This is a genomic window from Paracoccus niistensis (genome assembly GCF_042432925.1).
GTDB classification, from domain to species: Bacteria; Pseudomonadota; Alphaproteobacteria; order Rhodobacterales; family Rhodobacteraceae; genus Paracoccus; species Paracoccus niistensis.
This window is the reverse complement of record NZ_JBHLWE010000020.1, coordinates 1-4587: the sequence shown is the minus strand read 5'-3', so window position 1 is coordinate 4587 and position 4587 is coordinate 1. Positions and strand designations below refer to the sequence as shown.

Below are 4587 nucleotides of genomic sequence, written 5' to 3'. Positions count from 1 at the left end.
CCGTAGCGCCAAAACCCGTCATGCACTAAGATTGCAAACGGACCACCTCATTGGGGCAGGCCAGCCCCATATCGCTCTGAACCACAAGCCCCAGAGCCATATTGGCTTCGAGTGATAGGCCCTGAGAGTACGATAAATTCACTTCATCAAAGCCAGGAAAATCTACGAAGTTGCTTACGTTGTCTCTAGAGAAGAGCTTGTTCCCTCGCCTCGAAGAAGTTCCTCGAACTTCTCTGGCTCCATCGGGCTGCTCAACAAGAACCCTTGGAATGTCTTGCACCCCATCGACGCGAGCAGACTGTGCTGCGTCTTGGTCTCCACCCCTTCGACGGTTACAGATACTCCAGTGGCCCTTGCCAATCCAAAGATTGCCTGAACCAGGCGATCGGATTCCTCGTCCTTGCCAAGGCGCGCGATGAAGGATCGCTCAATCTTGAGGCAATCGACCCGGTGGTCGCGCAGGTACTGCAAAGACGAGTTGCCGGTTGCAAAGTCGTCCAGAGCAATCTTGATCCCAATGCTCCGAAGTCGAATGAGGATATCCGCAATCTCGCGGCTCTGCTCGAGCACGGCCCTCTCGGTAAGTTCGAGCTCAAGCCGAGTAGGTGCTAGTCCAGAGTTTTCGAGTGTCTGAAGAACCATTGGAACGAAACTGGGATTTCTTAGCTGTAACGGAGACACGTTGACTGCGATCTTGGAGAGATTTGTGCTGGCTGCAAAATGGCAGGCCTTGTCCAGCGCCCACCGGCCGAGCTCGTCGATCAACCCGCGCTCCTCGGCCACGCGGATAAAGATCTCAGGGGACAATGCGCCATGGACCGGATGATCCCAACGGCACAATGCTTCTGCGCCCGTTACCTGTCCCTCTCTGTCATAGAAGGGCTGATAGACCAGTTTCAAACCTGTGCCGGACTTGAGCGCAGCGCGCAGATCGTTCTCGATTTCCTTCAGATGCCGCACAGGACTCGTCAGATCGTTCTCGAACAAGCTGTAGCGGCCCTTGCCCTCAGCTTTGGCACGATAGAGTGCCATATCAGCACGTTGGACCAGTTCTTCCGGATCTTCCTGTGCGGCCACGGTCCTGACCGCGCCTATGCTGGCCCCGACACAACCGGCGCTTCCCAGCAGCGCATAGGGGCGGGACAGTTCATCTACGATTTTCGTGCAGACACGCCGCAAGGCATCATTGTCGGTCATGTTACACAGAAGAACCATGAACTCATCCCCACCGACTCGCGCGACCGTATCCCCTGCCCGCACAAGTTCGGTTAACCGGCTGCCGACTTGCCGGATCAGCTCGTCTCCGGCCGGGTGGCCAAGCGAGTCGTTAATCAGTTTGAATCTGTCCAGATCAATGGCCAGAAGCGCCACGGACTGGCCGGTTCGATCCGCGGCATGCAAGGCTTGCGCAAGCCGGTCCTGAAACAAGGCCCGGTTTGGGAGACCAGTCAGTGCATCATGGTTTGCTAGAAACCGTGCCTGCGCCTCACTTACCTGCAACTGCCCCGATACCCGCAAGAGACGTCGAATGATCCACCACAGTAGAAGCACGACTGCCAGCCCGGTCCCCAGAAGCGCTGGCAGCATCCTCATCAGGATTTTCATCCCCGGCCGCTCGGGTTCCCAGACCAGCCAAGCGATAACCTCTCTAGACGGATCGGTTACTGGTATACCCACAAGCCCGCTTGCAGGAGGAGATGTCTTGAATGCGACTGCCTGAAGCTCAACAGGCAGTCCGATTTTCTGAGCAAGACTCGCATCGACATAGCGCACTGCAACATGCAGAGATTCCGTTCCAGGTATTTGTGCGGCTTCTCCAGTATCAGAAATGATGGGCACAACGCTGACAATGGCCGCACCGCTGTCAAATTGCAGAGGGGCCACAACTGAGACTTTGGCAAGTTCTTCATAGGGATTATCCAGACCTTCGCTGACTTCTGCTATGGCTGAACGAAGCTGGATTACGAGCGGTGCGATGACTTCGGCTCGGTCGTTATAAACATCGGGGGGGAGGCGTTCCTTTCCGATCGACGCAAAAAACGGCCTGTTCGAGTGATCGAGAACGTAGCTCTCGCTGTGCCCGAAGTAGTCCTGCATCCAGGCGCCGAGATTTGCATCTATCCACTCGTTATCACGGAGTCTGGTTCTGAGGACCGCCTCGTCCCAGATTGTCGCGCTTCGCTGTTGCTCCGGAAGACGAGTAATTTCAGTAGCGAGATTTCGTGCAGCGAACCGCTCCTGCCGAGCCATAGCGGTCATGTCTGCCATGCTAATCGCGTCATAGCCGATAAATATGAGGCTCAGTATCCCCACAGCCATAACGATGAGTAAGGAGCCAAGGATCTGCGTCGATAGCGATCGATGCCTGTTCGAACTCGTCAAGATGCACCTCCGGGCGTTCACGAGCTCTCTATCAGACAACCTATGAGCGAGGACAGACCGAGCAGCAATGTCATCTGGACGTAATTATGCTAAACGATCCCTTGCGGACGTTCTGATCGACAAGCAATTGAGTTGATTTGATAAAATCGTGCATGCCTGAAACTTGCGGAAAGTCGCGTAGCTTCAGCAGAGTCCTCTACATCGTGAACAAGTGCCTCCGGGGCAGGATGTTCCGATTGTCTGTGGGTCTGATCGAGTCAGACTGACCAGCTTGGATTGCCCATGCATCAGGCTTCGTGGCGAGGTACCCTCGTCATCTAGGGTCACTAATATAGTCTGATAACAAAATTTTTTCAGTATTCTGATATTACAGTACAAAATCAGAAAGATGCAGGTCGATCGACTTGCCGATCCGAATGTCCAAGTCAGCCTTGGCGTCGCCGTCCATGTCGGCCTGAACATAGGTTGCGCTAGCGGTTCGGACCCACCTCAGTTCGCCAGCTTCGCCGCTGAAGGCCCGCGTGCCAACATAGGTGCAGTCCTGATTGCTGCTCGGCGTCAGCACGGCAGGCATGCCCGACAGGTCGATCCGGTCCCCCTGTGAGGAGCTGAAATCGTCGATATAGTCCCGGCTCGTGCGGGGCGAGTCTGAGACATCGACGAAGACGAAGACATCCGCACCTGCCCCGCCATAAAGGCTATCCGCCCCCGCCCCGCCATACAGCGTGTCATTGCCAGCCCCACCATAGAGGCGGTCGTTCCCTGTTGCTCCCTTAAGGTGGTCCGCGCCCACTTCGCCGTACAGTATATCATGGCCCGCATCGCCGAGCAGAAGGTCATTGCCTGTCCCGCTCGCTATCCAGTCGTTGCCGACGCCGCCGGAGATCGAGTCATTGCCAGCCTCACCATAAAGCGTGTCATTGCCGGCGCCTCCTTGGAGTGTATCGTTTCCAATACCCGCGAACATCAAATCTCGGCCGTCGCCGGCCCACATACTGTCGTTCCCAGCTTCGCCATATAGCATGTCATCGCCCAGGCCGCCCCAAGCAATGTCATTGCCGTCTCCGGCGTAAAGGGTGTCATTGTCGGCGCCACCATGTAGCAGGTCGTTGTCGCCCCCGCCGTAAAGCGCATCGTTGCCCGCATCGCCTTGGAGGGTGTCGGTCCCCTGATGACCGTAAAGGGTGTCGGTACCCAGACCACCCACAAGCAGATCATTGCCACCCTCACCCAGCAGCGTGTCGTTGCTCATTCCTCCGTAAAGCTTGTCGTGGCCGAGGCCGCCGAAGATCTTGTCGTTTCCGCCCCAAGCATAGATGGTATCTGCCCCGGCATAACCCGCCAGTGTTTCAGCCAGGTCAGTGGCGCGTAGCAGATCGTTGCCAGATAGAAGAAGATGCGACACCTTGGCATCGTTTGACGCGGCATAAGCGCTTGCAAGCGCCCCTCCATCAACTTGGATCCCTGTCACGTCCAAGATGACATGTCCGGCCGGGGCCAGCTTCAGCGCGGTGACCGTTCCGGACTTTAGACGGCCCGGTCCTACCCCAGCATAGGTCAGGTTCGATCCGCAGAAAACTGCGTAGTGGGTGGTCCCCTCGTGTATCCGCAACAGGTTTGCGCTCCGGGTGACGCTGGAAAACCCTAGAAGCTCTGACCAATCCACTGAGGTCATGTTAGTGAGAGAGCCTTGCCCCAGCCTGAAGGTGAGCGTAGCCATGCGAAACACCGATACACGAGAAAGTTGTGCGGAACATGTGATCACATGCGCCAAGATGCAAGTCTTCAATACTGTTCGGCTCCGATGCGCAAACCGCATGAGGGAGCCAGATTGCAATGCAGCGTGGTAGCTGGCTCAGGGCGCATAGCCAGACGATAACTGTGGCAGCCAACAGGATGGCGATGGGACCCGGCCTACAGCCCTCGGGATAGTCGCAGGCATGTCCTCAGGTGCAACAGTTCCTTGGCATCGAACAATGCTGCGGGCCGGTTCTCGAAGGGAACTTCGACCATAAGCGCCTGACCGGGTTTTCGGGTTCCGCCCTTCAGGAGGCTCGAAATGTGAGTTTCTCGTAAAGGGAGCGGTAGGCCTAGTTGTGCTGATAGTCGCTCAGGGCGTCCACAATCAGCTTCATGCCTCAGTGGCCTGCCCCAATGAGGTGGTCCGTTTGCAATCTTAGTGCATGACGGGTTTTGGCGCTACGG

General features: G+C 56.6%; 2 protein-coding genes. Both read right to left on the bottom strand.

The window, feature by feature from the left end; all coding sequences use genetic code 11:
* Nucleotides 1-174 precede the first annotated feature (174 nt).
* Nucleotides 175-2268, bottom strand: coding sequence for a putative bifunctional diguanylate cyclase/phosphodiesterase (locus tag ACFFII_RS07925; protein WP_377698353.1), 2094 nt, complete (start codon nucleotides 2266-2268; stop codon nucleotides 175-177).
* A 481-nt stretch (nucleotides 2269-2749) separates the two neighbouring features.
* Nucleotides 2750-4102 carry a calcium-binding protein gene (locus ACFFII_RS07920; protein ID WP_377698352.1) on the bottom strand — a complete coding sequence of 451 codons (1353 nt, stop codon included), beginning with the start codon at nucleotides 4100-4102 and terminating at the stop codon, nucleotides 2750-2752.
* Nucleotides 4103-4587: the final 485 nt, after the last annotated feature.